Here is a 26,428-nt window from a genome sequence, read left to right as displayed (position 1 = left end):
GAACGTGACGCGTGACTCAACCGATATCCGGACACGCCGTGTTGCTTACCCACCTGGCCCCGCCGCAGTGCGTACGGTGCGCGCGACAGCGTCGCCCACGCGGAGGAACGATGGCGGACAGCAAGCACGCCGGAAGGCACCGGCTCGGCACGCCGGGGCTGGTGCACTGCGTCGTCCATCGCCCGGTGGCCGAGGCACTGGCGGACGACCGGCGGACCTGGCTGAGCACCCTGCTGGTGCCGGCCAGGCACAGCTTCGCCGGCCTGCGCCGCAAGGCCCGGGCCGCGGCGCTCGAGCGCATCTGGGTGCCGTCGGTCAGCCCGGTGCGGCCGGCCGCGGTGACCGTGCGCGCCGCTTAACGGCCCGTTTCGCGCGTCTCGATCACGATCTCCGACGAGAGCGTCCGGTGCACCGGGCACTTGTCGGCGATCAGCATGAGCTTGGCGCGCTGCTCGTCGTCGAGGTCGCCTTCGAGCTCGATCTCCCGGCTGATCCGGCTGAGCAGGCCGCGCCCGGTTTCGCACCGCGCGCAGTCTTCGGCGTGGATGCGGTCGTGCCGGAGGCGGATGGTCGCGCGGGTCAGCGGGATGCCCTTGCGGTCGGCGTACATCCGCAGCGTGATCGCGGTGCACGACCCCAGCGAGGCGAGCAGCAGCTCGTACGGGTTGGGGCCGGCGTCGGCGCCGCCGACCGCGACCGGCTCGTCGACGAGCAGCGTGTGGCCCGCCGTGCGGACCTGCTGCGTGTAGGTGCCGTCGCCGGTCGCGGTGACGACGACCGTGCCGGGCGCGGGGTGATCCATCGGCCTGGAATCCTCTCGGGTTGCCGGGGACGCCGATCCGGACATCCGGCGCATTCCCAAGACGCGCCGGATATCGTATCTTCTGCTGCGAGTGGGTCACCCGGACGCCGCCCCGCGCCCGGCTGCCGCAAAGGGGGTGTGCCGTGGCTACCAGGCACTTGCCGATGCGCCCGGCCGACCAGGGTGGCCGCGAGCGCTACCTCGACGCGGCACTGTCGGTGCTCGTGGACCGCGGGGTCCCCGGCCTGACCGTACGCGGGGTCGCCGAAGCCGCCGGCGCGTCGACGCTGTCGGTCTACGCCCGGTTCGGCGGGCGGGCCGGCCTGCTCGACGCCCTGTACGAGCGCACCTTCGACTCGCTGCACGAGCTGCTCGAGGGCCTGCCGCCGTCGAGCGAGGACGGCGTCGCGGACCTGCTGCACCTCGCGCTGGAGTACCGGCGCTTCGCCCGCGAGAGCCCGACCCGCTACGCGCTGATGTTCGAGCGCCCGGTGCCCGGGTTCGACCCGGACCCGGGCCTGCGGTCGGCGGTGCTGCGGACCACGTTCTCCCTCTTCATCGGCCGGGTCCAGCTGGTGTGCCCGCCGGGAGCGGATGCCCGCTCGGCGGCGTACCGGCTGTGGACGACCATCCACGGCCTCGTCGGCGCCGAACTGCTGATGGCCTCGCGGCGGCCGCTGCCGGACTGGTTCATCCCGCCGACCGAAGAGGCGCACGAGGCGATGTTCCGCGACGGCGTCACCGCGATGATGACCGGCCTCGGCCTGCGCAACCCCTGACCCGGACGACGAAGGAGCCCCCGGTCCACAGTGGACCGGGGGCTCCCTTCGTTCAGCTCGGTGAGCTAGTGCTCACGCACCACCGGAGAGCTTCTCGCGGAGCGCCGCGAGCTGCTCGTCGGAGGCGAGGGTGCCGCCGCTGCTCTTCGAGTCGGCCGGGGCCGAACCCGAGGTGTAGCTCTCCGCGCCACCCTCGATGCCGGTCGCCGCGTCCGCCGCCGCTTCGGCGTCGGCCTCGACGGCCTTCTGGACCTGCTTCATGTGGGCCTCGTAACGAGTGTGCGCCTCGGCGTACTGGCGCTCCCACTCCTCACGCTGCTTGTCGAAGCCTTCCTGCCACTCCTGGGTGTCCGGGTCGAAGCCTTCGGGGTAGATGTAGTTGCCCTCGGCGTCGTACTCGGCGGCCATGCCGTACTGGGTCGGGTCGAACTCGGTGTCCGGCGTGACACCCTCGTTCGCCTGCTTCAGCGACAGCGAGATGCGACGGCGCTCGAGGTCGATGTCGATGACCTTGACCATCACGTCGCCGTTGACCTGGACGACCTGCTCCGGGATCTCCACGTGGCGCTCGGCCAGCTCGGAGATGTGCACCAGGCCCTCGATGCCCTCTTCGACGCGCACGAACGCACCGAACGGGACGAGCTTGGTGACCTTGCCCGGCACGATCTGGCCGATCGCGTGGGTGCGGGCGAACTGGCGCCACGGGTCTTCCTGGGTCGCCTTCAGCGACAGCGAGACGCGCTCGCGGTCCATGTCGACGTCCAGGACCTCGACCGTGACCTCCTGGCCGACCTCGACGACCTCGGACGGGTGGTCGATGTGCTTCCAGGACAGCTCGGAGACGTGCACCAGGCCGTCGACGCCACCCAGGTCCACGAAGGCACCGAAGTTGACGATGGACGACACGACGCCCTTGCGGACCTGGCCCTTGGCGAGCGCGTTGAGGAACTCGCTGCGCACCTCGGACTGGGTCTGCTCCAGGTAGGCGCGGCGGGACAGGACCACGTTGTTGCGGTTCTTGTCCAGCTCGATGATCTTCGCCTCGAGCTCGCGGCCCACGTACGGCTGCAGGTCGCGGACGCGGCGCATTTCGACCAGGGACGCGGGGAGGAAGCCGCGCAGGCCGATGTCCAGGATGAGGCCGCCCTTGACGACCTCGATGACGGTGCCCTTGACGGGCTCGTCCTTCTCCTTGAGCTCCTCGATCGTGCCCCAGGCGCGCTCGTACTGCGCACGCTTCTTGGACAGGATCAGACGGCCTTCCTTGTCCTCCTTCTGGAGGACCAGGGCTTCGACCTCATCGCCGACGGTGACAACCTCAGCCGGGTCGACATCGTGCTTGATGGAGAGCTCACGCGAGGGGATGACACCCTCGGTCTTGTAGCCGATGTCGAGCAGGACCTCGTCGCGGTCGACCTTGACGATCGTGCCCTCGACGATGTCGCCATCGTTGAAGTACTTGATCGTCTTGTCGATCGCCGCGAGGAAGTCTTCCTCCGACCCGATGTCGTTGATGGCGACCTGCTGGGGCCCGGTGGGGGCGGTCGGGGCGGTGGCGGTGTCGGTGGTCATTAGGCGGGTTGCTCCGGTGGATGGGAATCGAGGGTTGGCAGTTGTCGGCGCGATGGGCGGCATACGACGACCCTGCAAGCAAACGTCCACCAGTGAACGACCGCGGCATGACCCCGCATACGGTGCGCGACCCGAGTCCCAACCAGAAGCTGAGCGGAAGGCAGCGCGAACCCACTGCGCTAACACTTATCCTACGCGGCAGCCGCTAGGCGGCACAATCAGGGTCCCCCTGGCTCGCTAAGGTCCTCGCGGAAGCAAACCGCACGCACCGAGATGCAGGTGGAGCAGCCACCGGGACCGGAGACACCATCATGCCACCGGAGCAGGCGCCCGCGCCGGGGCGCCACGACGCGGCCGAGCACCGGCTGGGCACCGCCGCGGTCGCCTACCGCGAGGTCGGCGGGGCGGAGGCCGCGGCCGCCAACCTCGCCTGGTGGGACGCCGACGCCGACGACTACCAGGCCGAGCACGGCGGGTTCCTCGGCGACGCCGACTTCGTCTGGTGCCCCGAGGGCGTCCGGGAGGCCGAGGCGCGGCTGCTCGGCGACGTCCGCGGCAAGCGCGTGCTGGAGGTCGGCTGCGGCCAGGCCGCCTGCGCGCGCTGGCTGGCCGCGGAGGGCGCCGACGCCGTGGCCACCGACCTCTCCGCCGGCATGCTCCGCCACGCCCGCGAGGGCAACGCCCGCACCGGCCTGGACGTCCCGCTCGTGCAGGCCAACGCCGAGCACCTGCCGCTGGCCTCGGGCAGCTTCGACGCGGCCTGCTCGGCCTTCGGCGCGATCCCGTTCGTCGCCTCGGTGGACGCGGTGTTCGCCGAGGTGCACCGGGTGCTGCGGCCGGGCGCGCCCTGGGTGTTCTCGGTCACCCACCCGATGCGGTGGATCTTCCCCGACGACCCCGGCCCGCAGGGGCTCACCGTCACCCAGCCGTACTTCGACCGCACGCCGTACGTCGAGGTCGACGACGAGGGCACCGCCACCTACGTCGAGTACCACCACACCCTCGGCGACTACGTGCGCGCGCTGGCCGGGGCCGGGTTCACCCTCACCGACCTGGTCGAGCCGGAGTGGCCGGCCGGACACACGCGGGTGTGGGGCCAGTGGAGCCCGCTGCGCGGCAAGCTCTTCCCGGGCACCGCGATCTTCCGCACGCACCGCTCGTGAGCACGCTCGAAGAGCAGCAGAACGCCCGGTTCGCCGCGCTCGATCCCTTGCTGCCGCCGATCGCGGCGCCGCCGTCGCCGTCGAACGAGCCGCTGGTGGTGACGGTCGGCGGGCGCAAGGCGGGCGGGCTGCTGACGCACGTCGTGCACGCGCCGGGGTCCTGGCCGTCGCTGTGGGGCCCGGCGGAGATGCGGGACCTGACCGCCGTGCCGGGCGACACCGGCGCCGCGGGCCTGGCGGCGTTGCTGGGCGCGTGGCGCGAGCGGCTGCGCGGGACGCCGGCCGGCCCGGACTCGGCGTGTTCGCTGACCTGGCCGAGCCGGGACGCCGAAGCGTCCGCGGTGCTCCTGGCGCACGGCTTCGCGCCGATGACGTGCCTGGCCGTGCGCACCACCGAGGAGCCCGGCGACCCGGGGCCCGCGCGGGTGACCGTCCGCCGCGCCGGGGACGGCGACGTCGACGCGCTGACCGAGCTGCGGCTGGCCGAGTGGCGGTACACCTCGCTGGTCGGCACCGCCGTGCCGCGGCCGGGCGCGCGGGCGCTGCTGCGCGCGGAGGTCGTCCGCGCCCTGCGGTTCAGCGGGCTGGTCTGGCTCGCCGAGGAGGACGGCGGCGTGCCGGCCGGGCTGGCGTCGTGCGCGCTGGTCTCGGCCACGCCGGGCAACTCGGTCCACGGGAGGCTGCTGCCGGGCCGCTGGGGGTACGTCGACACGCTCTCGGTGGCGCCCGCCGCCCGCGGCGGCGGGGTCGGCCGGGCCTTGATGGCGGTGGGGCACCGCGAGCTGCTCCGGCACGACGTGCGCGGGACGTTCCTGTTCTACCACCCGGCGAACCCGCTTTCGCCGGTGTTCTGGCACCGGCAGGGCTATCGTCCACTGTGGACCATGTGGCTCCGGCGCCCGGCCTGGTCCTGACCGCACCGACCGAGGGGGAACCATGGACATCGCCGAACCGCTGTTCGCGGCCCACCGCGCCCGTTTCGCCGCCGTCGACGCGCTGCTGCCCCCGGCGGCACCGCCGGCCGAGGGCGAGCGCCTGGACGCGGCGACGGCCGACGGCAGGCAGGTGACCGGGGTGCTGCAGCGGCAGCGGCTGGCCCCCGGCGACGTGCCGATGCTGTGGTCGGCCGCCGACACCTGGCAGCTCTTCCCGTACGTCGGCGACACCGGAACCGAAGGCGTGGACCTGTTGCTGCGCGCGCTGCGGGCCCGGCTGTCGGCGGAAGCGCTCGACGACGACTCGGCGTGCGTGGTCGTCTGGCCGAGCCGGGACGCCGAGGCGATCCGCGCCTTCCTCGACCACGGCCTGGTGCCGCTGTCGGCGATCGGCGTCCGCACGGCTCCCCCGCCGGAGGCGGTACCGGGCGTGCTGGTGCGGCGGGCCGGGCCGGACGACTTCACCGCGGCCCTCGAGCTGGCGACGGCGACCTTCGACTACACCGGGCTCGTGGCGGCGCCGCGGCGGGACAACACGGCGGAGCTGCTGGCGCCGTCGCTGCGGGAGGCCCTGGCCGCGGACGAGCCGGCGGTCTGGCTGGCCGAGGCGGGCGGGGAGCTGCGGGGGGTTGCGCACTGCGCGTGGCTGGACGCGGAGCCGGGGAGCGAAGCGGGCGAGCTGCTGCCGTCGGGCCGGTGGGGGTACGTGAACAACGTGGTGACGGCCCCCGGCGAGCGCGGCGGCGGGATCGGGCGGGTGCTGATGGCGTACGTGCACCGGGAGCTGCACCGGGGTGGGGCGACCCGGACGTACCTGTACTACAACCCGACCAATCCGCTGTCTTCGGTGTTCTGGCACCGGCAGGGGTACCGGCCGCTGTGGACGACCTGGGAAGTGCGCCCGGCAGCGGCGCTGCGGTGAGGTGAGGGGCGCGGCCGGGCTGCGCCGCTGTCGCGGAAATGCGACAGTCTCCCCGCCGCACCCGCTCCGTGAGCCACTCACAAGTGTGACGTGCGTCCGGTGATCTTGCCGCACACTCCGGCCCGGACTAGTTTTTGAACTGACCGGTCAGTTCAAAAGTTCGCGAAGCAGGAGAAACCGTGCAGGTCCGAGCCGATCGGGTGTCCCTCGAAGGGCACCACGGCACCTTGTTGCCGCCGACGTCCCTCACCTTCGGCGAGGGCGACCTGGCGATCGTGCACGGCGAACCCGGCGTCGGCGTCACCGCGTTCGGCCTCGCGCTCGCCGGGCGCCTCAAGCCGTCCACCGGCACCGTGCACGCCGAGGGCGTCGATGCTCCGCTGACCGAGCTCGTCGCCGTCGTCGACGCCCCCGGCGTCAGCGAACCGGACGACGCGCTGCCGCTCCGGGTGGTCGCCGGCGAGGAACTCGCGCTGGCCCACCAGCCCGCCGGCAGGGAGGACGTCGCCCGGTGGCTGGCCGAGCACGATGCCGCGCCGTTCGCCGGTACCCGGTTCGAAAACCTCACGCCGGCGCTGCGCACGCGGCTGCTCACCGAGCTCGCCGCCGAGCGCAAGGGGGTGCGGGTGCTCGTCCTCGACACCCCGGACCGGCACACCAGCGACGTCGGCGGCTGGGCCGGGCTGGCGCGCGAGCAGGCCGAGCGCGGCCTGGCCGTCGTCGTGCTGACCGCCACCACCCCGGTGTCCGCACTGCCGTTCACCCCGGCGCGGCTCGGCGCGGCCGAACAGCCCGCGCCGCAGCACCACGCCCTCCCCGAACCTTCCCCCGAAAACACCGAAGAGCTCACCGAGAGCACTGACGGAGACCCCGAATGAACGCCTTCCGGATCGCGCGCAACGAGCTGCGCCGCCTCTCCACCGGCACCCTGCCGAAGCTCGCGCTGGTCGCGCTCGTGCTGGTCCCCCTGCTCTACGCGTCCTTCTACCTCTACGCGAACTACGACCCGTACGGCCGCCTCGACAAGCTGCCGGCCGCGGTCTTCACCAGCGACACCGGCGCGAAGGACGCGAGCGGCCAGCAGCGCAACGTGGGCCGCGAGGTGACCGACGAGCTCGTCAAGTCCGGCACCTTCCAGTGGCACGAAGTGTCCGAACAGGAAGCCCGCGACGGCGTCCGTGACGACAAGTACTCCTTCGCGATCGGCATCCCCAGTGGCTTCTCCGCCGCGCTGCTGTCGGTCGGCAACTTCCAGCCGCAGCAGGCGACGATCACGCTGACCACCAACGACGCCAACAACTACCTCTCCGGCACCATCGCCAAGCAGGTCGCCGAGCAGGTCCGCAAGACCATCGCGGAGAAGGTCGGCAGCGAGGCCGCGGACCGCTTCCTGGTCGGCTTCTCCACCATCTACGCCAAGATCCAGGAGGCGTCGAACGGCGCCGCGCAGCTCGCCGACGGCGCCACGCAGCTCAAGTCCGGGCAGCAGAAGCTCGCCGACGGCGCGGCCAAGCTCGCGGACGGCTCGTCGACCCTGGCGACCGGCCTGGGCACGCTGAAGAGCGCCACCGCCGACCTGCCGTCCCAGACGCAGAAGCTCGCCAACGGCGCTTCGCAGGTCGCCGCAGGTGACCAGAAGGTCGCCGACGCCGCATCGGTCGCCGCGACCGCGTCGTCCGACATCCAGGGCAAGCTCGACTCCTACCGCAGCCAGCTGCAGACCGACCTGCGCAACGCGGGTGTGCCGGACGCGCAGGTCCAGGACATCCTGGCCCGCGCCGACCAGCTGCGCTCCCCCGTCGACCAGGCGAACAGCAAGATCCAGCAGGCCAACGGCGACCTCGCGAAGCTGGCCGACGGCGCCCGCCAGGTGTCCGACGGCGCGGCCAAGCTCGCCGCCGCGTCCCCGCAGCTGGCGAGCGGCATCGCGCAGGCGTCCGACGGCGCGAACCAGCTGCGTGACGGCGCTTCGCAGCTCAGCGACGGCGAGAAGACCGCCGTCAACGGCACGAACCAGCTCGCCGACGGCTCGGTGAAGCTGCGTGACGGGCTCGCGGCCGGGCTCCAGCAGATCCCGAACCCGGACGACCCGACCCGCAACGCGACGGCCAACACGATCGCGGACCCGGTGGCGGTGAACGCCAACGGCGAGGCGTCGGCGGGGACGTACGGCGCCGGCCTCGCGCCGTTCTTCATCTCGCTCGCCACCTGGATCGGCGCGTTCGTGCTGTTCCTGATCCTGCGCCCGCTCTCGACGCGCGCGCTGACCGGGGGCGCGGCGCCGTTCCGGGTCGCCGTCGGCGGCTGGCTGTCCTCGGCGCTGCTGGGCATCGCGCAGGTCGTCGTCCTGTTCGGCGCGGTGACGTGGCTGGTCGGCATCCACATCGCCCACCCGCTGGAGGCGATCGGGTTCGCCGTGCTCGTGTCGCTGACGTTCACCTCGGTGGTGCACGCGCTCAACGCGTTCTTCGGCGCGGTCGGCAAGTTCCTCGGCCTGGTGCTGCTGGTGCTGCAGCTGGTGAGCGCGGGTGGCACGTTCCCGTGGCAGACGATCCCGGACGCGCTGTACCCGCTGCACGTGGTGCTGCCGATGGGTTACGCGATCGACGGCTTCCGCCACCTGTTCTACAGCGGCGCCTCGACCGGACGGCTGCTCGGCGACATCGGTGTGCTGCTGGCCTACCTGGTGGGCGGGATCCTGGTGTCCACTTTGGCCGCCCGCAAGCGTCGTGTTTGGACGGTGTCGGCGCTCAAGCCCGAGCTGAGCCTGTGAGCGGCGCGACGAAGCAGAAGCTCTTCGAGGCCACGTTGGAGCTCTCGAAGAGCCGGGGCCTGGTGGGCCTGACGGTCGACGACATCGCGGCGGCGGCCGGCGTCGCCAAGGGCACGGTGTACTACAACTTCGGCTCGAAGGACGGCCTGGTCGACGCGCTGCTGCGCTACGGCGTGGACATGCTGGCGAACCGCCTGCGTGACGCGGTTTCGGACGCCGACCCGCTCGAGGTGATCGAGGCACAGGTCGACACGACGCTGGAGTTCATCGCGCGGTACCCGGGGTTCTCGCAGATCCTGGTGAGCGAGCTGTGGCGCACACCGGGCCAGTGGCACGGGACGCTGTCGCTGCTGCGCGAGGAGATCATCTCGATCGTCAAGCAGCAGCTGTCCCGGCTGGACGCGGAGGGCAGGCTGCCGGAGGGGGTGCAGATCCCCACGGCGGCGGCCGGGTTGTTCGGCACGATGCTGGTGGTGGCGCTGGACTGGCAGGTGTTCGGGCCGCAGCGGACGCGGGCCGAGGTGCGGGACGCGGTGATGGTCCTGATCCGCGGCCTGGGCCGCCGCTAGCCGGCGGCCCGCACGTTCGCGTTCGCCCGGTAGCGGCCGGGGGTCTGGCCGACCAGGCCGGTGAAGGCGTCGATGAAGCTGCTCGGGTTCGCCCAGCCCAGCCGCGTCGCCGTGGTGGTGACCGAGGTGCCGTCGCCGAGTTCGAGCAGGGACCGCTGGACGCGCAGCAGCGTGCGCCACTGGTGGAAGCTCATCGACAGCTCGCTGCCGAACAGCCGGCTGAGGGTGCGTTCGCCCGACCCGGTCCGGCGGCCCAGCTCGGCCAGCGTCGCCGGGCTCGCCGGATCGGCGTGCAGCAGGGCGGTGACGGCCTTGAGCCGCGGGTCGGCCGGTTCCGGGAGCCGCAACGGTTCCCGCTCGGCGCGGGCGAGCTCGGTGAGGACGACTTCGAGCAGCAGCCGGGCACGCGGGCTGCCGTCCGGCTCGGTGTCCGTCGCCAGGTACGCCTCGCGCAGCAGCGGGCTGGCCACGAACACCGCGGGCTCGGCGGGCAGCCGCCCGGTGTCGGCCGCGGGAACGCCGAGCAGCCGGACGACGGTCGTGCCGTGCGCGCGGCTGCGGTGGACGTGGAACGGCGGCACCCAGGTGATCCGGTTCGCCGGCGCCACCCAGGTACCGGCACCGGTGGTGGTGACCAGCGCGCCCGCGGCGGCGTACCTCAGCTGGCCGAAGTCGTGGGAGTGCGGCGGGATGTCCTCGCCGTGGGCCAGGGGGTCGCAGGTCACGACGGCCAGCATAGGCGGGTTTCCGGCAAAACATGGCGGGACACCGGTGGTACGCCGACGCGGCGGGGAGCATCGTTCGAGGCATGCGAATGATCACCCAGCACACGTTCGGCGGTCCCGAAGTCCTCACCGTGGTGGACGCGCCCGTCCCGTCGCCCCAGCCCACCGAAGTCCTCGTCCGGGTCTCGGCGATCGGGCTCAATCCCCTCGAACCGCGCCTGCGCGCCGGCGAGCACCCGTTGCTGGGGCAGCCGCCGTTCGTGCTGGGCTGGGACATCAGCGGCGTGGTCGAGACGGCGCACACGTGGCGCTTCCGGCCGGGCGACGCGGTGTTCGGGATGCCGCTGTTTCCCAGGATGGCCGGCGGGTACGCCGAGTTCGTCGCCGCACCGGCGTTGCACCTGGTCCACAAGCCGGCTTCGCTGTCCCACGTGGAGGCGGCGGCGCTGCCGATCGTCGGGTTGACGGCGTGGCAGGGACTGGTCGACATCGGCGGCGTGACCAAGGGCGACCGCGTGCTGATCCACGGCGGCGGTGGCGGAGTCGGCCACGTGGCGATCCAGCTCGCGAAGTCCCTGGGGGCGCACGTGATCACCACAGCGCGCGGGGACAAGCGGGAGTTCGCCGCGAGCTTGGGCGCGGACGAGGTGGTCGGCGAGGATTTCGCGGTCGGTGACGTCGATCTGGTGCTCGACACGCTCGGAGGCAAGGCGGCGTGGCGCTCGCTGGAGGTGCTGCGGCCCGGCGGCCACTTCGTCACGGCGGTCGCGGACGAGGACACGGAGCTGATCGCGAAGGTCGAGGCGGCCGGGCTGCGCTTCAGCGGGATCGGGGTCGACCCGGACCCGATCGCGCTGCGGGGGCTGGTTTCGCTGGTGGAGGCCGGGAAGCTGCGGGTGCACGTGGCGGAGACGTTCCCGTTTGCGCGGATCGCCGACGCGCATCGGCGGCTCGAGCGCGGTGGCCTGCGGGGGAAGGTGGTGCTGACGGTCTGAGGCCCCCGGCTCAGCCGCGGTCCTCGATCCTCGCCCGGACCGCCGCCGCGTACGTGTCGACCGCCGTCGCTGCCGCCGTCAGCTCGCAGGGGCCGTCGATCAGCAGTCTCTTCGCCGGGATGTACGCCTGCTCGATCTCCGGGTCGCCCACCAGACCGTGTTCGCGGGCCAGGTCCACGTCGCCCGCCAGGCGGGTTCGGAGTTCCTCGCGGCGGGCCACCAAGCCGTCGAGGACCGCTCTCTGGCGGCGGCCGTCCTCCACCGCCGGGGCCACCGCGTGCTCGTGGCTGTCGATGTGGCGCTCCACCCACTCCGCGTCGCCGTCCACTTCGGCCGAGCGGAGCTGCTTCAGCGCTCCGCGCAGCCTCTGCGCCCGGGCCGGCAGCATCGCGACGCCCGTGAAGCGCGTCGCCACCCTCAACTGGTACGCCTCGATCTCCGCCAGCTCCGCCACCGCCTGGGTGAGCACCTCCAGGCGGCCCGCGAGGTCGTCCGGGGCCGGGCGGGCCTGGCCCGTGCTCGCGCGGACCGCCGCCACCCCGGGCGACGACTCCTCGCGGAAGCCGAGCAGCAGCCGCAGGCCCAGCTCGGCCGCGCGGCCGGCCAGCGGGGCCAGCACCTCGCCGACCAGGCGGTCGGGCTCGGCCGAGTCGTCGATCGCGTCCACCACCAGCGTGCGGCCCGCGACGCCGTTGGTGAGCCGGTCGGCGATGCGGTGGCGGACGGCGTCGGCCGTGCGGCCGGTCGCGTCGACCGCCAGGTCCACGCTGCCCGGCGGCGGCATCGCGCCGAACGACGGCGGCAGGCCGGGCACGCCGAGGGAACGTTCCCGGTCGGCGAGCACGATGCCGAACCGCAGGGCCGCCGCGACCGGCGAGCCTGCCTCGCCGGTGTCGACCACCCAGACCGTGCCCGGCTCGGCCTTCGCGAACCAGTCGGCGACGCGCTGCACGAAGGAGACGTCGACCGCCTCGCCGACCGGGCGCGAGAAACTCGCGTCGACGGCCGGGCTGCCGGACGTCCAGATGCTCAGCTGGGGCAGGTGCCCGAGCATGGTCTCGACCGGCACCATCCAGGTGCCGGTGTCCTTGCCCACGACCATCCCGACGACGTGACCGGTCGCCTCGTCGAGCACCGCCGTGCCGCCGAAACCGGGGCCGAGCGGCTCGGCCTCGGCCGTGCGGAACAGCCGGACCCACTCGCCGCCGGTCTGCTCCGGGCCGCCGAGCCGGGCGTGCGTCCAGCGGCCGACCGAGCCCGGCGGGAAGCCGAACGCGCGCACGAGCTGGTGCTCCCCCAGCGGCATGCGGTGCAGCGGGGCGCGGAACACGCGGGATTCGGGACGTTCCAGGCGCAGCAGCGCGAGATCGCCGTGCCCGCCGCCGTCGGAGGGCACCCAGCAGCCTTCGACGACGGTCGCCGCGCCGGGCATGGCTTCGGCCAGGCCGACGAAGTCGACGCTCAACGCGGCTCGCGGGCCGCCCGCGGTCTCGACGACGTGCGCGCTCGTGAGCACGTGGTACTCGTCCAGTACCGTGCCCGCTCCGCACACCCGGCCGAGTTCGTCGTGCAACCGGACCCGCCAGCGTCGTCGCTCACGCTCGAACCCCATTCGGCGGACCCTACGCCGTGATCGCCACGCGTTGGCGCCGACCCACTTACCCAGCGGTAATGGCTCACCCGAACGGAGTCATCCGTTCGGCACAACGCGCGTTCAGAAGCGGCCGAACACGCTGCTGCCCGGTGCGGCCGGGTCGTCGCCGGCCCAGAACTCGTACCAGTGCCGGGTGAACTCCTCGCGGGAGAGGCGGCCGTCGCCGTCGGAATCGAGGAGGGCGAAGACGTCTTCGGACGGGGTGCCGACGCCGTTCCACGCCGCGATGAGGCGGTCGTACTCGGCAGCGGAGATGACGCCGTCGCCGTTTTCGTCGACGGCCTCGAACATCGCCTCCGCCGTGCCGGTGACCGCACCCGGCATCGCCGGCAGCTCGTCGACGACCTGCAGGACCTGGTCGAGGCTGACCTTGCCGCCCCCGCCGGCGGCGTCGTCCAGGGTGGCCCACCAGCCCATCATGATGCCGGTGAGCCGCTGGCCGCCGGGCGAGCTCGCGTCGGTGCCGCGCAGGTCGAGCCACCGCGCGGTGAGCGCCCGGAAGTCGGTCTCCGTCAGGTAGCCGTCGCCGTCGTCGTCCATCGCGCCGAAGACGCCGGAGATCTTGCGCCGCTGGAAGTCACTGGCCATGGCGCCCAGCATCGCCGCGGTGCGTGAGACCCGACGACGTCCGCCCGAGTACTTCCGCACCACGACCCGGTGATCCGGGTCGTGACGCAGAGCGATGCCTAATGTGCGGCTTCGTTCCAGGACCGGCCGTAGCCGACCGAGACCTCGAGCGGCACCGCGAGCGCGTACGCCGAGCCCATGCCCTCACGCACCAGCTTCTCCAGCTGCTCCTTCTCACCGTCGGCGACTTCCAGCACCAGTTCGTCGTGGACCTGCAGCAGGATCCGGCTCTTCAGCTTGGCCTCGACGAGCGCGCGGTGGACGTTGAGCATCGCGACCTTGATGATGTCGGCCGCGCTGCCCTGGATCGGGGCGTTCAGCGCCATCCGCTCGGCCATCTCGCGGCGCTGGCGGTTGTCGCTGTTGAGGTCCGGCAGGTAGCGGCGGCGGCCGAAGATCGTCTCCGTGTACCCGCACTTCGCCGCTTCGCCGACCACCGAGTGGAGGTAGTCGCTGATGCCGCCGAAGCGGGCGAAGTACGCCTCCATCTGCTCCTTGGCTTCTTCGGTGGAGATCCGAAGCTGCTGCGAAAGCCCGTACGCCGAGAGCCCGTACGCGAGCCCGTACGACATCGCCTTGACGCGGTAGCGCAGCTCCGGCGTGATCTCCTCCGGCGGCATCGAGAACGCCCGCGACGCGACGAACGTGTGCAGGTCCTCGCCGGAGTTGAACGCCTCGATCAGGCCCTCGTCCTTCGACAGGTGCGCCATGATCCGCATTTCGATCTGGCTGTAGTCCGCGGTCATCAGCTCGGTGAAGCCCTCGCCGACGACGAAGGCGTCGCGGATGCGGCGGCCCTCTTCGGTGCGGACCGGGATGTTCTGCAGGTTCGGCTCGGTCGAGGACAGCCGCCCGGTGGCCGCGATCGTCTGCAGCAGCGTGGTGTGGATCCGGCCGTCGTCGGCGACCGCCTTGATCAGGCCCTCGACGGTGGTGCGCAGCTTGGTCGCGTCCCGGTGCTCCAGCATGTGCTGCAGGAACGGGTGCTCGGTCTTCTCGAACAGGCCCTGCAGCGCCTCGGCGTCGGTGGTGTAGCCGGTCTTGGTGCGCTTGGTCTTCGGCATGCCGAGCTCGTCGAACAGCACGACCTGCAGCTGCTTGGGCGAGCCGAGGTTGATCTGCTTGCCGATCACCGCGTACGCCTCTTCGGCGGCCTGGGTGACCCGCGAAAGGTAGTGCGCCTCCAGCGAAGTCAGCTGCTCGAGATCGACGGCGATGCCGGCGATCTCCAGCTCGGTGATGACTTCCAGCAGCGGCAGCTCCAGCTCGGCGAGCAGCTTCGCGCCGCCGATCTGCTCCAGTTCCTTCTCCAGCGCGCCGGCCAGCTCGAAGATCGCGCGGGCCTTGACCAGCTCTTCCTGGATCTCCTTCTGCTCCAGGCCTTCCGCACCGCCGTCGAGCAGGGACAGCTGGCCGTCGCCGCCGTCGGTCTCCGAGCGCAGCTCGCGGTGCAGGTAGCGCAGGGCGAGGTCGTCCAGCTCGAACGTGCGCTGCCCGGGCCGCACGAGGTAGGCGGCGAGCGCGGTGTCCATGGCGAGGCCGGCGAGGACCCAGCCGCGCGCGCGGATCGCGTGCAGCGGGACCTTGAGGTCGTGTCCGGTCTTGCGGATGGCGCCGTCGGCCAGCCAGGCGGCGAGCGCCGCGTCGTCCGCCTGGTCCATGGCCGTGACGTCGACATACGCGCCTTCGCCGTCGGCCGTGGCGAAGGCGATCGCGCGCAGGTCGGCCCGGACCGACGTGCCCACCGCGCGGAAGGACAAGGCCACCGGCTCTCCGGCGCCCGCGTGCTCGCTCAGCCACGCGCCCAGTGCACCCGGGGCCACCGCGGCCCCCGAGACCTCGAAGCCTTCGTCGGCCTCCGGCTCGGCGCTCTGCAGCGTCGCGAACAGCCTGTCGCGCAGGACGCGGAACTCCAGCTCGTCGAACAGCCGGTGCACCGCTTCGCGATCCCACGGGCGCAGTTCCAGCCCGGACGGCGCGACCTCCAGCTCGACGTCCCGGATCAGCTCGGTGAGCTGCCGGTTGAGCTGCACCGAGGACAGGTGCGCCCGCAGCGCGTCGCCGACCTTGCCCTTGACCTCGTCCACGCGGTCGATCAGGTCGTCGAGCGAGCCGAACTGCTTGATCCACTTGGCCGCGGTCTTCTCGCCGACGCCCGGGATGCTGGGCAGGTTGTCCGAGGGGTCGCCGCGCAGCGCGGCGAAGTCCGGGTACTGCCGCGGGGTGAGCCCGTACTTCTCCTCGACGGCGTCCGGGGTGAACCGGGTCATCTCCGAGACGCCGCGCTTCGGGTACAGCACGGTGACCTGGTCGCTGACCAGCTGCAGCGCGTCGCGGTCGCCGGTGCAGATCAGGACGTCGAAGCCGTCGGCCGTCGCCTGCGTGGTGAGCGTGGCGATGATGTCGTCGGCCTCGAAGTTCTCCTTGACCAGCGACGGGATGCCGAGCACCTCGAGCACCTCCTTGACCAGGTCCACCTGGCCGCGGAACTCGTCCGGCGTCGTGCTGCGGTTCGCCTTGTAGTCGGCGTAGGTCTCCGACCGGAACGTCTTGCGCGAGAGGTCGAACGCCACCGCGAGGTGGGTCGGTGCTTCGTCGCGCAGCAGGTTGATGAGCATCGAGGTGAAGCCGAAGACCGCGTTCGTGACCTGACCGGTCTTCGTCCTGAAGTTCTCCGCGGGCAGGGCGAAGAACGCGCGGTAGGCCATCGAATGGCCGTCGATCAGCAGCAGCTTCGGCCGCGGTTCGAGGGTCGCGGTTCCTGTGGCGTTGGCAACGGTCGTCTTCTCACTCGGGCTCACGGGGCCGAGTCTAGGCTGAGGGTCCGACACTCTTACGTGTCGCATAGGAAGAGGAGCACTGCGTGACCGACCGTGCCGTCCCCATCGACGTGGACCGCTTGTCCGGCATCGACCCGGCGGCCGCGGACCAGCAGCTGAACGACAAGGTCGGGATGCAGCTCATCGAAGCGACCCCCGAACGCGTGGTCGGCACCATCCCGGTCGAGGGCAACCTCCAGCCGTACGGGCTGCTGCACGGCGGCGCGAACGCCGTGCTCGCCGAGGCGCTGGGCTCGACCGTCGCCGCGCTCAACGCCGGCCCCGGCCGGGCGGCGATGGGACTGGAGCTGTCCTGCACCCACCACCGGGCCGTGCGCTCGGGCAAGGTGACCGGGGTCGCGACCCCGCTGCACGTCGGCCGCGGCACGATCACCGCGGAGATCGTGCTGACCGACGACGAGGGCCGCCGCACCTGCACCGCGCGGCTCACCTGCGTGGTCCGGGACCGCCCGCCGGGCTCCTGAGCCCCGTGGACCTCGACGTCGCCCAGGTCCGGGCGTTCGTGGTCACGGCGGAGCAGCGGCACTTCGGGCGGGCCGCCCAGGCGCTGTTCCTCACCCAGCAGGCGTTGTCGAAGCGGATCCGGAAGCTCGAAGACGCGCTCGCGACCCCGCTGTTCCTGCGCACGCCCCGCTCCGTGGAACTGACCGCCGACGGCGAACGGTTCCTCCCGCACGCGCGCGAGCTGGTGCGGGTGGCCGACGCCGCGGTGGCCGCGATGGGTGCCGACGACCGGCCGCTGCGGCTGGACCTGGTCGACCACCGGCTCTCCCCGATGTTCCTGCTCCGCCGGCTGGCCGCGCACGAGCCGGGGCTGCGCATCGACCGGGTCGCCGGCCGCGGGTTCGCCAACGCGATCGACCCGCTGCTGTCCGGCGAGCTCGACGCCGCCTTCGGCCGGGTGTCCGGCTGCGGACGGCCACTGCCCGACGAGCTGGAGCACCGGCCCGTCCGGCTCGAGCCGCTGGTCGCGCTGCTGGCGCCGGAACACCCGCTGGCCGTGCAGGACGTCATCCGCCTCGAGGAGCTGCGGGCCGACGGGATCTGGCTGCCCGGGCTCGGCGGCCCGCCGGAATGGCTGTCCTACCTGCACGAGCTGTGCGAGCGGTTCGCCGTGCCGATCGACGACTCCGGCGTCAGCTACGACCTGCGCCACACCCTCGAGCAGACGCGGTACGGCAAGCGGCGCGTCACCCTGGCCGGCGCCGACATGGAACTGGCGCCGGACCTCAACCTGAAGGTGCTGCCGTTCGAGCCGTCGCCGCTGTTCCCGTGGTCGCTGGTCTGGCGGCGGGGCAAGGCGCACCCGGCGCTGCGGCGGCTGCTGGCCGTCGCCGGGCGCACCAGCCGCGACGAGGACTGGTGCGCCTACGACCCGGAGCACGCCTGGCTGCCGTCCGCGGACGTCAGCCTCGCCACCGCCGTGCGAACCACTCGCTGAACGCAGCGTCGACGCGGGCCGCGGCCCGCGTCCCCGGCGGGAACTCGTGCGCCATCCCCTCGACCGTGACCAGCTCGGCCCCCAGCTTCGCCGCGAGCGCGGCCGCGGGCTCGCGCACGGCGATGTCGTCGCCGGCGCCGGCGACCAGCAGCAGCGGCGCGGTCAACTCGGCGGCCCGGTCGACGAAGTCGTAGCGCGCCGCGGCCGCCCGTGACCGCTCGGTCCACGCGTACGTCACGCCGAAGCGCCGCTCGTTGGCCGTGATCATCGGTGCCAGCTGGACGAGCGGGCTGGCCACCGCCGCGGCCGCGATCACCGCCTCGCCGCGGGCCAGCACCTCCAGGGCGACCAGCGCCCCGGCCGAGCCGCCGAACACCCCGAGCGGGCCGGTCGCGCCGGGCAGCCGGTCGCGCAGCTCGGCCAGCGCGGCCGGGAACTCCCCCGCGGCCTGCTCGGTCACCGGCTCGAAGACGTTCAGGACGGCGTCCTCGCTCGCGCGCCGGAAGACCTCCTCGGGGCCGCCCTCGGGCAGCCGCGCCCCGGAGAGCGGGAGCCCGAAGTACACCCGCCACGCCTGCAGGCCCGCCATCGGGGCGGCCTCCGCCATCGCGCGTTCGCTCGACGGCTCGTCCATCAGGTGCCAGCCCGCCACCAGCGCCGCCGGCGCGTCCGGGTCCGCCGGCGGTGCCGCCACGAACGGCACTCCCGCGGCGACGCCCTCGATCAGCTCGCTCATCGTTCTCTCCCTGTCTCTCGGCTGCCTCCAGCCAACCGCCGCGGGCGGGGACCGGTCCAACAGCCGTTCCGGCGGCCACGACAACCGTCGGTTGTGCCAAGCCGGGTGGCCTTTCGGGCAGACCTGAACGAGGGGGTGGGTCCGTTCGGCCGCCCGAACCGGACGTAAGGTGCATCCCTACGGCGGTGCCCACTCGACCGGACGCCCGCCAGGGTGAACAGCGGATCGCCGGGAAACCGGCAACGGCGGGCTCGCCGAAATGGGCGATGACATACCGGTGAAACACGGCTGTCACCCATTCGCAGAACGAGCGCCGATACTTAGCATCGCTGCGTGACCAGCAGCGGGTCACGGGGAAACTTTGTTCGGCTTTTCGTGCAATTCGTGTCGGTTGCGATCGTCACGATGTGGACACAGAGTAGTGAGGCCGCCTGTGCACAAGACGGCCGAGAGGGATATCTTCCTGCCCTAACCTAGCCCCTGTGTCGGGGGCAACGCCTACCGGCGGCTGGTTGGTCATGGGAGGTAGTCGGTGTCAGGAGTGCGTTTTGGACGGGTTCTCGCCCTCGCAGCGGCGACGTCGCTCGCGCTGGCGGGCTGCGCCGGTGGCGGCTCGTCCAGCAACAGTGGTGACGGCAGCACGCTGAAGATCGGGTTCATGGGCGACCTGACCGGGGAGAACTCCGGGATCGTGATCCCCCCGAACAACGGCGCCAAGCTCGCCATCGACGAGTACAACGCCACGAACCCCAAGGTGAAGCTCGAGCTGAAGAACTACGACAGCCAGGGCAAGCCGGAGCAGGCCACCTCGCTGGTGCAGACCGCGATCGGGACGGACAAGATCACCGCCCTGATCGGCCCGGCGTTCTCCGGTGAGTCGAAGGCCATCGGCGGCGTCCTCGAGCAGGGCAAGGTCCCGAGCGTGTCGCCGTCGGCGACCAACCCGGGCCTGGCGAAGAACGGCTGGAAGTACTGGCACCGCGTCGTCGCGAACGACAACGACCAGGGCCCGGCCATCGCGAACTTCCTCATCACGGCGAAGTCGCCGAAGAACGCGTACGTCATCTCGGACGACCAGGAGTACAGCGTCGGCCTGGCGGACGCCTTCGAGAAGACCTTCAAGGACAAGGGCATCACGACCGAGCGCGACAAGTTCGCCAAGGACGCGTCCGACTACTCCTCGACGGTCCAGAAGGTCAAGGCCGCGAACCCGGACGTCATCACCTTCGGTGGCTACTACGCCCAGGGTGGCCGGCTGCTCAAGCAGCTCCGCGACGGTGGCGTGAAGGCCATCTTCGCCACCGGTGACGGTTCGCTCGACCCGCAGCTGGTCTCGGGCGCGGGCGCCCAGGCCGCCGAAGGTGCCGTCGTCGGCTGCCCGTGCAACATCCCGGACGCCGGCGCCAGCAACGAGTTCGCCACCAAGTACAAGGCCAAGTTCAACGTCGACCCGGCGATCTACGCCACCGAGGGCTACGACGCCGCGACCGCCATCATCAACGCGGTCAAGGCCGGCAACACCACCGGTGAGAAGATCAACGACTTCCTGAAGACGGAAGACTTCAAGGGCGCGTCGAAGCAGGTCAAGTTCAAGGAGAACGGCGAGCCGGAGACGAACGCGATCTACGTGTACCAGGTCGTCGGCGGGGTCATCAAGAACCTCGGCGCCTCGACCGAAGCCAAGATCAACGGCTGACGGAGCTAGTTAACACCTAACGGGAGCGGGGGCGCTGTGGACGACCACAGCACCCCCGCTCCCCGCCAATGTGGCGACCATCCTCGCCCCGTCAGGTAAGGCAACTACGTCATGTTCCAAGATCTGCAGAGCCAGTTTCTGGGCAGCACCATCGGCGGCCTGGTAGCCGGCTCCATCTACGCCCTCATCGCCCTGGGCTACACGATGGTCTACGGCGTCCTGCGGCTGATCAACTTCGCCCACTCCGAAATCTTCATGATCGGGACGATGACGTCCCTGTTCATCCTCGTCACGATCGCGCCGACGGCGCCGTTCACGATCTTCTCGATGATCGGCATCCTGCTCCTGCTGATCGTCGCCTCCGCGCTGGTGTCCGGCGGTTCGGCGATCGTGCTCGAACAGCTCGCCTACCGGCCGCTGCGCAAGAAGGGCGCGACCCGGCTCGCCGCCCTGATCTCGGCGATCGGCGCCTCGCTGTTCCTGCAGGAGGCCTTCGGCCTCAAGATCATCCCCTGGCTGTTCGACAAGCCGGGCCGCGTCCAGCAGTCCGCGCCGCGGTTCGTGCCGCACGAGGAGCTGTTCCGGATCGGCAACGGCGTCGTGCGCACCGACCACGTCTTCGTGATCATCGGCGCGGTCATCGTGATGGTGGTGCTGGACCAGCTGGTCAGCCGCACCCGCATCGGCCGCGGTATCCGCGCCACGGCGCAGGACCCCGAAGCCGCCGTGCTGATGGGTGTCAGCATCGACCGGATCGTCCGCATCACGTTCCTGCTCGGCGGGGCCATGGCCGGTGTCGCGGCCGCCCTGTTCGTCATGGAGTACGAGAACACCGACTACCGCATCGGCTTCCTGCTCGGCATCAAGGCGTTCACCGCCGCGGTGCTCGGCGGTATCGGCAACCTGCGCGGCGCCCTGCTCGGCGGCATCGTGCTCGGCCTGGTCGAGAACTGGAGCTCCATCTTCCTCGGCTCGGCCTGGAAGGACGTCACCGCGTTCGTCGTCCTGGTGCTGGTCCTGATGTTCCGGCCCACCGGCATCCTCGGTGAATCGCTGCAGCGGGCACGCGCATGAAGGGCGAAGAAGTGGCTACCAGCAACGGAAAGCCCGCACGCGGCGGGTTCCACCCCGTCGACGGGTTGCGGGACTGGTGGGCGGACGCTCCGCAGTGGCAGCGCTACGGTGTCTACATCGCCCTGATCGTGTTCGCGCTGATCCTGCCCGCTCCGTGGATCGGGGCGTTCATGTCGCCGGACTCGGACTGGACGACGGTGCTGATCTTCCCGGTCGGCACGTACATCCTGCTCGCCGTCGGCCTCAACATCGTCGTCGGGCACGCCGGCCTGCTGGACCTCGGGTTCGTCGCGTTCTTCGCGATCGGGGCGTACACCTGGGCGTCCATCGGCACGTCGTACGGGTGGTCGTACTGGCCGACGGTGGTGCTCGGCATCTTCCTGGCGTCGATCTCCGGCGTCATCCTCGGCGCACCGACGCTGCGGCTACGGGGTGACTACCTCGCGATCGTGACGCTGGGCTTCGGGGAGATCGTCCGGATCACCGCGAACAACACCGACGCCATCGGCGGGGCCCGCGGCATCACGAACGTGCCGCACCCGGAGCCGATCTTCGGGGTCGAGTTCTTCCTCGACCCGGCGCCGTACTACTACCTGATGCTGTTCGCGATCGTCCTCGTCATCACCTTCTCGGTGCGGCTCAACAAGAGCCGCGTCGGCCGGGCGTGGGCGGCGATCCGCGAGGACGAGGACGCGGCCGAGCTGATGGGCGTGCCGACGTTCAAGTTCAAGCTGCTCGCCTTCGCGATCGGCGCGATGATCGGTGGTTTCGCCGGCACGATCTACGCCAGCAAGGCCGTGTTCATCGAGCCGAACAACTTCCCGTTCATCCTGTCCGCGACCATCCTGGCCGCGGTCGTGCTCGGCGGCTCCGGCAACCTGCCCGGTGTCATCCTCGGCGCGTTCGTGATCGCGTGGCTGCCCGAGCGGTTCCGGTTCCTCTCCGAGTACCGCATCCTCATCTTCGGCTTCGTGCTGGTCCTGATGATGGCCCTGCGGCCGGAGGGTCTGCTGCCGTCCCGGCAGCGCAAGGCCGAACTACGGGAAGGAACCGGCGGCATGGGCGCGATGGGTGCCGAAGTGGCCGGGCCGGACTCCGAGGCATCGGCGGAGGTCGCCAAGTGAACGCCCTGCTCGAATTCGACAACGTGACCATGCGCTTCGGCGGCGTGACCGCCCTGCGCGAGGTCAACATCAGCATCAACCAGGGCGAGATCTTCGCCCTGATCGGCCCGAACGGCGCCGGCAAGACCACGGTGTTCAACGTGGTCACCGGCGTCTACCAGCCGACCGAGGGCCAGGTCCGCTTCGACGGCGACCGCATCGACGGGATGAAGCGGTTCCGCGTCACCAAGCGCGGCATCGCCCGGACGTTCCAGAACATCCGGCTGTTCCACAACATGACGGCGCTGGAGAACGTCATGGTGGGCGTCGACGCGCACCACAAGACGGGCGCGATCGGCGCGACGCTCGGCCTGCCGTGGCACCGCAAGGAAGAGAAGCACGGCCGCGAGGTGGCCAGGGAGCTGCTCGACTTCGTCGGCATCGGCCGGGTCGAGCACAGCGTCGCGAAGAACCTCTCCTACGGCGACCAGCGCCGGCTGGAGATCGCGCGGGCGCTGGCCACCGACCCGAAGCTGCTGCTGCTCGACGAGCCGGCCGCGGGCATGAACCCGGCGGAGAAGAACGCCCTGCAGGCGCTGATCCGCAAGATCCGGGACGACGGCCGCACGGTGCTGCTCATCGAGCACGACATGGGCCTGGTCATGCACATCAGCGACCGGCTCGCGGTGCTCGACTTCGGGCAGAAGATCGCAGAAGGGCTGCCGCACGAGGTGCAGAACAACCAGAAGGTGATCGAGGCGTACCTGGGGGTGTCCGAAGATGCTTCTTGAGGTCCAGGACATCAACGTCCACTACGGCAAGATCGCGGCCCTCAAGGGCATGAGCATCGAGGTCGGCGAGGGTGAGATCGTCTCACTCATCGGGGCCAACGGCGCCGGCAAGACCACGACGCTCAAGACGATCTCCGGGCTGCGGCCGCTCACCAGCGGCCGGATCCTGTTCAACGGCCAGGACATCTCGAAGACCCCGGGGCACAAGCGCGTGCTGCTCGGGATCGGCCAGTCGCCGGAGGGCCGGGGCGTGTTCCCCGGCATGACGGTGCAGGAGAACCTCCTGATGGGTGCCTACACCCGCAAGGACGACCTGAAGGCCGACCTCGACGAGGTCTACGAGCTGTTCCCGCGGTTGAACGAGCGCAAGACGCAGTTCGGTGGCACCATGTCGGGCGGCGAGCAGCAGATGATCGCCATCGGCCGCGCGCTGATGACGAAGCCGAAGGTGCTGCTGCTCGACGAGCCGTCGATGGGCCTGGCGCCGATGCTGATCGCGCAGATCTTCGACATCATCCGCGAGATCAACAAGCGCGGGACGACGGTGCTGCTGGTGGAGCAGAACGCCCAGCAGGCGCTGAAGCTGTCGGACCGGGCGTACGTGCTCGAGACGGGCCGCGTGGTCCAGAGCGCGCCCGGCGCCGAGCTGCTGAACGACCCGAAGGTGCGGGCCGCCTACCTCGGTGGCGACCTCGGCGTCTGAGTGTTGTTTTCGGGGGCCCGGCGCTTCGGCGCCGGGCCCTTTCTCACAGCTTGATGTCGGTGCCGTTGGCGTTCTTCATGTCGGTGATGGTGGGCCCGCCGAAGGCTCTGAGCGCCGCCGGCTTCCGGTCCTTGGGGATGTCCCAGTAGAGGTCGAATTCGACGCGCACGCCGTGGCCGAGGTCGAACTGGGCGGGCTGGCGCTTGATCAGCATGGCCTGCTCGTCCGAGGGGTGGGTGCCGCCCTGGTCGTCGACCAGGAGCTGGCGTTTCGTGTCGAACAGGACGCTCGAGGTGCCGGTGTTGGTGATCACCAGCCGCAGGCGCACGTACTGGCCCTTGGGGAGCATCTCGGCGTGGCTCCCGGTGATGCTGGGCAGCCCGGAGGCGAGGCCGATCAGGTCGAACTCGGTGTCGCCGTTCTTGGCGGGCGGCACCTTGAGGGCGATCTCGTCGGGCCGCACGGGCCGCGGAGGCAGCTCGTAGGTGGTGGGCGCGGGCGCGCTCGGCTGCGCCGCTTGGCAGCCTGTCAGGAGGGCGAGGGCCACGACGGCCGGCAGCAGCTTCACCTGCGTGATTCTGCCTGCCGGCCGCCGGTCGGGCTAGCTCCCGATGCTCTCGACGACGGCCTCGGCCACGGCCTTCATGGTGGTCCGCCGGTCCATGGCGGTCCGCTGGATCCACCGGAAGGCATCGGGCTCGGTGAGGCCCTGGCGGCTCATCAGCAGGCCCTTGGCGCGGTCGATGACCTTCCGCGTCTCGAGCCGGTCGGTGAGCCCGGCCACCTCGGCCTCGAGGGCCTGCAGCTCGGAGAACCGGCTGACGGCGAGCTCGATGGCGGGCACGAGGTCCCGCTTGGCGAAGGGCTTGACGAGGTAGGCCATGGTCCCGGCATCCCGCGCGCGTTCGACCAGATCCCGCTGGCTGAAGGCGGTGAGGATGACGACGGGCGCAATCCGGTCCCCGGTGATCTTGGCGGCGGCCTCGATCCCGTCGAGCTTGGGCATCTTGACGTCGAGGATCACGAGATCGGGCTTGAGGTCCGTGGCGAGCGAGATGGCCTGCTCGCCATCCCCGGCCTCGCCGACGACCTCATAGCCCTCTTCACGCAGCATTTCGACGAGATCAAGCCGGATGAGAGCCTCGTCTTCCGCGACGAGCACCCGACGCTGCGGCACGGTGGCGGCACCGTTGGCCTCGGTAGCCTGATCGGTCACCGGGGTCCTCCTGAAGACTCGGCGGGACGGTCGGTTTCGCGTGTTCCGCGAACCTGAAGCCTACCGGGAACGATCCAGAACCAGAGATGGCGTTCACCACGTAGTGGCGGGCGCGACACTCCGGCCCCGGGAGTGGGTGGGAGTCGGTGATCCCGTAGAGTCACGGCGTCACGCCCCCGTAGCCCAACTGGCAGAGGCAACGGATTCAAAACCCGTCCAGTGTGAGTTCGAATCTCACCGGGGGCACAGTGGCCCACCAGCACAGAACGGCCCCTGACCAGGACTTATCCGGTCAGGGGCCGTTCTCGTGAGTCCGGTCGTGTCTGGCTCTGTCCGGCCGTCTACGACCCTCCACCCCCTATGCGCCCCCGCGAGTCGGGCCCGACAGGTTGATGGACATGTGGCATGGCTCACATCGCCAGCACCAAACTGCCACCTTCACAGGATGGTCTTCACAAGCTTCGACACACCTTCGATCAACTCGCTCGCCTCCTCGATTCCAGGCTCCTTATCCTTATTGTGACTACACAAGTTCCGAAGATCGCCCAGATATTGAATCTTCCGCCATGTTGCGACGTCTATGACATCAGCCTGCTTCAAAGAGTCATTGAAATCAGAGATGGTCGGCGCCTTCTTCCGCATAGCCACTCCATGATGGCGCGCAACTTCACTCAAATGAGACTCGATAACAACACCAGCCAATGCACCGGCTGCTCGATAAAACCCACGTTTGAGCAACTCGCCTGCCGCATCAATCTCGTGATCAAACAGGTCAGCCTGCAGCACAGTTTTCAAATCGTAAAGCGTGCTCTCAAACCTAGCCTGAAGACCTTGAACAATGCGAACTTGCTGCTGAAACTTCGGAAATGCCGCCTTAGGTCCTGTAACAACCTCACCGTACTGAGAGACTTCGACGCCCTGAAGAAGATCACTTATCGTATAGTTAGACACATCAAGCTGCTTCCGCGCGCGCCGCGGCTTGTAGAAGTCAACGAAGTCATCCACCCGCGCCGGGAGCAACTGCTGAATAACAGCGAGAGCCTCTGAATACCAGGCCTGATACCTCCCACTAAATAACGGGAATTTTTCCATCTTGAACCGCTTCAGCAAGTTTTCCTTTTTTTCCGGCCAAAATTCAGCCGTTAGCGCCGCCTCCAGCTCCACCCCTTCACGAAACAACCTCTTGATATCTTCTTCATACTTAGCCTGCTCCATGCGCGCAAACATAGCATCTCGAAACTCAAGTCCTCAGCAAGCGCTGCAGTGTCGAACCTGAAATTTCGGATCAGTCGAGGCCTGTCATCGATGGCAA

26 protein-coding genes and 1 tRNA gene are annotated in these 26,428 nt (G+C 70.4%); 17 read left to right on the top strand and 10 right to left on the bottom strand.

Annotation, left to right across the window (positions count from 1 at the left end; genetic code table 11):
- Nucleotides 1–110: 110 nt before the first annotated feature.
- Complete coding sequence (locus tag ABZX11_RS15230) at nucleotides 111–359, top strand: hypothetical protein (RefSeq protein ID WP_176171363.1); 249 nt, start codon at nucleotides 111–113, stop codon at nucleotides 357–359.
- Here ABZX11_RS15230 and ABZX11_RS15225 read toward each other — a convergent pair.
- Nucleotides 356–802, bottom strand: a complete 447-nt coding sequence (locus ABZX11_RS15225; protein ID WP_354913386.1) for an OsmC family protein — start codon at nucleotides 800–802, stop codon at nucleotides 356–358. The genes ABZX11_RS15230 and ABZX11_RS15225 overlap by 4 nt on opposite strands.
- A gap of 164 nt (nucleotides 803–966) precedes the next feature.
- Here ABZX11_RS15225 and ABZX11_RS15220 point away from each other — a divergent pair, with 164 nt between their 5' ends.
- On the top strand, nucleotides 967–1,581 hold the full coding sequence (locus ABZX11_RS15220) for a TetR/AcrR family transcriptional regulator (RefSeq protein WP_176177800.1): 615 nt from the start codon (nucleotides 967–969) through the stop codon (nucleotides 1,579–1,581).
- A 72-nt stretch (nucleotides 1,582–1,653) separates the two neighbouring features.
- Here ABZX11_RS15220 and rpsA read toward each other — a convergent pair whose 3' ends face one another.
- Complete coding sequence (gene rpsA, locus ABZX11_RS15215) at nucleotides 1,654–3,153, bottom strand: 30S ribosomal protein S1 (protein WP_003098851.1); 1,500 nt, start codon at nucleotides 3,151–3,153, stop codon at nucleotides 1,654–1,656.
- A gap of 311 nt (nucleotides 3,154–3,464) precedes the next feature.
- On the opposite strand from rpsA, the gene ABZX11_RS15210 reads away from it, so the two are divergent.
- The 6 genes from ABZX11_RS15210 (at nucleotide 3,465) to ABZX11_RS15185 (ending at nucleotide 9,515) form a co-directional block, all read left to right on the top strand.
- Nucleotides 3,465–4,316 (top strand): class I SAM-dependent methyltransferase, encoded by an 852-nt coding sequence (locus tag ABZX11_RS15210; RefSeq protein ID WP_176171409.1) that lies wholly within the window; start codon nucleotides 3,465–3,467, stop codon nucleotides 4,314–4,316.
- On the top strand, nucleotides 4,313–5,230 hold the full coding sequence (locus tag ABZX11_RS15205; RefSeq protein WP_176171410.1) for a GNAT family N-acetyltransferase: 918 nt from the start codon (nucleotides 4,313–4,315) through the stop codon (nucleotides 5,228–5,230). The genes ABZX11_RS15210 and ABZX11_RS15205 overlap by 4 nt, the downstream gene beginning before the upstream one ends.
- Nucleotides 5,231–5,252: 22 nt before the next feature.
- Complete coding sequence (locus tag ABZX11_RS15200) at nucleotides 5,253–6,173, top strand: GNAT family N-acetyltransferase (RefSeq protein ID WP_354913383.1); 921 nt, start codon at nucleotides 5,253–5,255, stop codon at nucleotides 6,171–6,173.
- Between the two features lie 179 nt (nucleotides 6,174–6,352).
- Nucleotides 6,353–7,051: an ABC transporter ATP-binding protein gene (locus ABZX11_RS15195; protein ID WP_354913381.1), complete on the top strand. Its 699-nt coding sequence runs from the start codon at nucleotides 6,353–6,355 to the stop codon at nucleotides 7,049–7,051.
- A complete protein-coding gene (locus ABZX11_RS15190) occupies nucleotides 7,048–8,946 on the top strand; it encodes a YhgE/Pip domain-containing protein (protein ID WP_354913379.1) in 1,899 nt (632 codons plus the stop codon). The genes ABZX11_RS15195 and ABZX11_RS15190 overlap by 4 nt, the downstream gene beginning before the upstream one ends.
- Nucleotides 8,943–9,515 carry a TetR/AcrR family transcriptional regulator gene (locus tag ABZX11_RS15185; protein ID WP_354913377.1) on the top strand — a complete coding sequence of 191 codons (573 nt, stop codon included), beginning with the start codon at nucleotides 8,943–8,945 and terminating at the stop codon, nucleotides 9,513–9,515. The genes ABZX11_RS15190 and ABZX11_RS15185 overlap by 4 nt, the downstream gene beginning before the upstream one ends.
- Here the strand turns inward: ABZX11_RS15185 and ABZX11_RS15180 are convergent.
- Nucleotides 9,512–10,240: a helix-turn-helix transcriptional regulator gene (locus ABZX11_RS15180; protein ID WP_254896847.1), complete on the bottom strand. Its 729-nt coding sequence runs from the start codon at nucleotides 10,238–10,240 to the stop codon at nucleotides 9,512–9,514. The genes ABZX11_RS15185 and ABZX11_RS15180 overlap by 4 nt on opposite strands.
- Before the next feature lie 83 nt (nucleotides 10,241–10,323).
- Here ABZX11_RS15180 and ABZX11_RS15175 point away from each other — a divergent pair, with 83 nt between their 5' ends.
- Nucleotides 10,324–11,235, top strand: coding sequence for an NADP-dependent oxidoreductase (locus ABZX11_RS15175; protein ID WP_354913375.1), 912 nt, complete (start codon nucleotides 10,324–10,326; stop codon nucleotides 11,233–11,235).
- A gap of 10 nt (nucleotides 11,236–11,245) precedes the next feature.
- Here ABZX11_RS15175 and ABZX11_RS15170 read toward each other — a convergent pair whose 3' ends face one another.
- The 3 genes from ABZX11_RS15170 to polA form a co-directional block, all read right to left on the bottom strand.
- Nucleotides 11,246–12,847, bottom strand: a complete 1,602-nt coding sequence (locus tag ABZX11_RS15170; protein ID WP_176171416.1) for a serine protease — start codon at nucleotides 12,845–12,847, stop codon at nucleotides 11,246–11,248.
- A 102-nt stretch (nucleotides 12,848–12,949) separates the two neighbouring features.
- The gene (locus ABZX11_RS15165) at nucleotides 12,950–13,477 is read right to left on the bottom strand and encodes an EF-hand domain-containing protein (RefSeq protein WP_254896848.1); all 528 of its coding nucleotides are present in this window, start codon (nucleotides 13,475–13,477) and stop codon (nucleotides 12,950–12,952) included.
- 98 nt (nucleotides 13,478–13,575) lie between these two features.
- Entirely contained in the window at nucleotides 13,576–16,317 is a 2,742-nt protein-coding gene (gene polA / locus ABZX11_RS15160) for a DNA polymerase I (protein WP_354913373.1), read from the bottom strand.
- 62 nt (nucleotides 16,318–16,379) lie between these two features.
- Between polA and ABZX11_RS15155 the strand changes: the two genes are divergently transcribed.
- Together ABZX11_RS15155 and ABZX11_RS15150 are read left to right on the top strand one after the other, a co-directional pair.
- Nucleotides 16,380–16,820 carry a hotdog fold thioesterase gene (locus ABZX11_RS15155; protein WP_176171417.1) on the top strand — a complete coding sequence of 147 codons (441 nt, stop codon included), beginning with the start codon at nucleotides 16,380–16,382 and terminating at the stop codon, nucleotides 16,818–16,820.
- 5 nt (nucleotides 16,821–16,825) lie between these two features.
- Nucleotides 16,826–17,797, top strand: a complete 972-nt coding sequence (locus ABZX11_RS15150) for a LysR family transcriptional regulator (RefSeq protein WP_176171418.1) — start codon at nucleotides 16,826–16,828, stop codon at nucleotides 17,795–17,797.
- Here ABZX11_RS15150 and ABZX11_RS15145 read toward each other — a convergent pair.
- Nucleotides 17,763–18,533 carry a prolyl oligopeptidase family serine peptidase gene (locus tag ABZX11_RS15145; protein ID WP_354913370.1) on the bottom strand — a complete coding sequence of 257 codons (771 nt, stop codon included), beginning with the start codon at nucleotides 18,531–18,533 and terminating at the stop codon, nucleotides 17,763–17,765. The two genes, ABZX11_RS15150 and ABZX11_RS15145, sit on opposite strands and share 35 nt — an antisense overlap.
- 541 nt (nucleotides 18,534–19,074) lie before the next feature.
- Here ABZX11_RS15145 and ABZX11_RS15140 point away from each other — a divergent pair.
- The 5 genes from ABZX11_RS15140 to ABZX11_RS15120 all read left to right on the top strand — a co-directional run bounded on the left by ABZX11_RS15140 (nucleotide 19,075) and on the right by ABZX11_RS15120 (nucleotide 23,900).
- Nucleotides 19,075–20,229 (top strand): branched-chain amino acid ABC transporter substrate-binding protein, encoded by a 1,155-nt coding sequence (locus tag ABZX11_RS15140; protein ID WP_176171420.1) that lies wholly within the window; start codon nucleotides 19,075–19,077, stop codon nucleotides 20,227–20,229.
- Nucleotides 20,230–20,340: 111 nt separating this feature from the next.
- The gene (locus ABZX11_RS15135; RefSeq protein ID WP_176171421.1) at nucleotides 20,341–21,303 is read left to right on the top strand and encodes a branched-chain amino acid ABC transporter permease; all 963 of its coding nucleotides are present in this window, start codon (nucleotides 20,341–20,343) and stop codon (nucleotides 21,301–21,303) included.
- On the top strand, nucleotides 21,300–22,427 hold the full coding sequence (locus ABZX11_RS15130; RefSeq protein WP_176171422.1) for a branched-chain amino acid ABC transporter permease: 1,128 nt from the start codon (nucleotides 21,300–21,302) through the stop codon (nucleotides 22,425–22,427). Before ABZX11_RS15135 ends, ABZX11_RS15130 begins: the two co-directional genes overlap by 4 nt.
- Nucleotides 22,424–23,197 (top strand): ABC transporter ATP-binding protein, encoded by a 774-nt coding sequence (locus ABZX11_RS15125; protein WP_176171423.1) that lies wholly within the window; start codon nucleotides 22,424–22,426, stop codon nucleotides 23,195–23,197. Before ABZX11_RS15130 ends, ABZX11_RS15125 begins: the two co-directional genes overlap by 4 nt.
- Nucleotides 23,187–23,900 (top strand): ABC transporter ATP-binding protein, encoded by a 714-nt coding sequence (locus ABZX11_RS15120; RefSeq protein ID WP_176171424.1) that lies wholly within the window; start codon nucleotides 23,187–23,189, stop codon nucleotides 23,898–23,900. Before ABZX11_RS15125 ends, ABZX11_RS15120 begins: the two co-directional genes overlap by 11 nt.
- 43 nt (nucleotides 23,901–23,943) lie before the next feature.
- Here the strand turns inward: ABZX11_RS15120 and ABZX11_RS15115 are convergent, their stop codons facing one another.
- Nucleotides 23,944–24,468: a hypothetical protein gene (locus ABZX11_RS15115; RefSeq protein ID WP_354913366.1), complete on the bottom strand. Its 525-nt coding sequence runs from the start codon at nucleotides 24,466–24,468 to the stop codon at nucleotides 23,944–23,946.
- 33 nt (nucleotides 24,469–24,501) lie between these two features.
- On the bottom strand, nucleotides 24,502–25,116 hold the full coding sequence (locus ABZX11_RS15110; protein ID WP_013227937.1) for a response regulator: 615 nt from the start codon (nucleotides 25,114–25,116) through the stop codon (nucleotides 24,502–24,504).
- A gap of 172 nt (nucleotides 25,117–25,288) precedes the next feature.
- Here ABZX11_RS15110 and ABZX11_RS15105 point away from each other — a divergent pair.
- Nucleotides 25,289–25,362: transfer RNA gene (locus tag ABZX11_RS15105), tRNA-Leu, on the top strand.
- Between the two features lie 192 nt (nucleotides 25,363–25,554).
- On the opposite strand, the gene ABZX11_RS15100 is transcribed toward ABZX11_RS15105, so the two are convergent.
- Nucleotides 25,555–26,331, bottom strand: coding sequence for a hypothetical protein (locus tag ABZX11_RS15100; RefSeq protein ID WP_354913364.1), 777 nt, complete (start codon nucleotides 26,329–26,331; stop codon nucleotides 25,555–25,557).
- Between the last annotated feature and the right edge of the window lie 97 nt (nucleotides 26,332–26,428).

This window comes from Amycolatopsis sp. NPDC004169 (genome assembly GCF_040610315.1).
Lineage (GTDB): Bacteria > Actinomycetota > Actinomycetes > Mycobacteriales > Pseudonocardiaceae > Amycolatopsis.
This window is presented reverse-complemented; position numbering and strand designations above follow the sequence as displayed.

Coding starts and splice junctions, on each gene's coding strand:
- ABZX11_RS15225 (WP_354913386.1), bottom strand. CDS start 802: ATGGATCACCCCGCGCCCGGCACGGTCGTCGTCACCGCGACCGGCGAC.
- ABZX11_RS15175 (WP_354913375.1), top strand. CDS start 10,324: ATGCGAATGATCACCCAGCACACGTTCGGCGGTCCCGAAGTCCTCACC.
- ABZX11_RS15220 (WP_176177800.1), top strand. CDS start 967: ATGCGCCCGGCCGACCAGGGTGGCCGCGAGCGCTACCTCGACGCGGCA.
- ABZX11_RS15135 (WP_176171421.1), top strand. CDS start 20,341: ATGTTCCAAGATCTGCAGAGCCAGTTTCTGGGCAGCACCATCGGCGGC.
- ABZX11_RS15130 (WP_176171422.1), top strand. CDS start 21,300: ATGAAGGGCGAAGAAGTGGCTACCAGCAACGGAAAGCCCGCACGCGGC.
- ABZX11_RS15210 (WP_176171409.1), top strand. CDS start 3,465: ATGCCACCGGAGCAGGCGCCCGCGCCGGGGCGCCACGACGCGGCCGAG.
- ABZX11_RS15230 (WP_176171363.1), top strand. CDS start 111: ATGGCGGACAGCAAGCACGCCGGAAGGCACCGGCTCGGCACGCCGGGG.
- ABZX11_RS15170 (WP_176171416.1), bottom strand. CDS start 12,847: ATGGGGTTCGAGCGTGAGCGACGACGCTGGCGGGTCCGGTTGCACGAC.
- ABZX11_RS15120 (WP_176171424.1), top strand. CDS start 23,187: ATGCTTCTTGAGGTCCAGGACATCAACGTCCACTACGGCAAGATCGCG.
- ABZX11_RS15145 (WP_354913370.1), bottom strand. CDS start 18,533: ATGAGCGAGCTGATCGAGGGCGTCGCCGCGGGAGTGCCGTTCGTGGCG.
- ABZX11_RS15100 (WP_354913364.1), bottom strand. CDS start 26,331: ATGGAGCAGGCTAAGTATGAAGAAGATATCAAGAGGTTGTTTCGTGAA.
- ABZX11_RS15190 (WP_354913379.1), top strand. CDS start 7,048: ATGAACGCCTTCCGGATCGCGCGCAACGAGCTGCGCCGCCTCTCCACC.
- rpsA (WP_003098851.1), bottom strand. CDS start 3,153: ATGACCACCGACACCGCCACCGCCCCGACCGCCCCCACCGGGCCCCAG.
- ABZX11_RS15165 (WP_254896848.1), bottom strand. CDS start 13,477: ATGGCCAGTGACTTCCAGCGGCGCAAGATCTCCGGCGTCTTCGGCGCG.
- ABZX11_RS15200 (WP_354913383.1), top strand. CDS start 5,253: ATGGACATCGCCGAACCGCTGTTCGCGGCCCACCGCGCCCGTTTCGCC.